1 tRNA gene and 2 rRNA genes are annotated in these 488 nt (G+C 41.0%); all 3 read left to right on the top strand.

The features are described from left to right. A 16S ribosomal RNA gene (locus tag LEQ07_RS19770) occupies positions 1-56 on the top strand; the annotation flags it as partial. 120 nt (positions 57-176) lie between these two features. After that, positions 177-252: transfer RNA gene (locus tag LEQ07_RS19765), tRNA-Ala, on the top strand. A 147-nt stretch (positions 253-399) separates the two neighbouring features. Then, a 23S ribosomal RNA gene (locus tag LEQ07_RS19760) occupies positions 400-488 on the top strand; the annotation flags it as partial.

Below are 488 nucleotides of genomic sequence, written 5' to 3'. Positions count from 1 at the left end.
GGGTGAAGTCGTAACAAGGTAGCCGTATCGGAAGGTGCGGCTGGATCACCTCCTTTCTAAGGAGTAATTACCTACTGTTTAATTTTGAGAGTTCTTAAAAACTTTCAAAAATATGTTTGACAAATCGTCAGAGATATGTTATTATATTTTGTGTCGAAAAAAGTCGAATGAAATGTGGGGGTGTAGCTCAGCTGGGAGAGCACTTGCCTTGCACGCAAGGGGTCAGGAGTTCGATCCTCCTCATCTCCACCATATTAGTACTTTGAAAACTGCATAACATTTAGTGATGATTAAATAAACCAATTATAAGAGAAGAAAACTCTTTAAAAAATAACACTTTTAAGCAATGGGACATGAGTCATATTGACGAATGGACATTGGCGAAGTCATTTAATAACTGGTCAAGTTATTAAGGGCGCAGGGCGGATGCCTTGGCACTAAGAGCCGATGAAGGACGCGATAAGCTGCGATAAGCTTCGGGGAGTTGC

It is taken from the genome of Paraclostridium sp. AKS73 (assembly GCF_025671395.1).
Classification (GTDB): Bacteria; Bacillota; Clostridia; order Peptostreptococcales; family Peptostreptococcaceae; genus Paraclostridium; species Paraclostridium benzoelyticum.
This window is presented reverse-complemented; position numbering and strand designations above follow the sequence as displayed.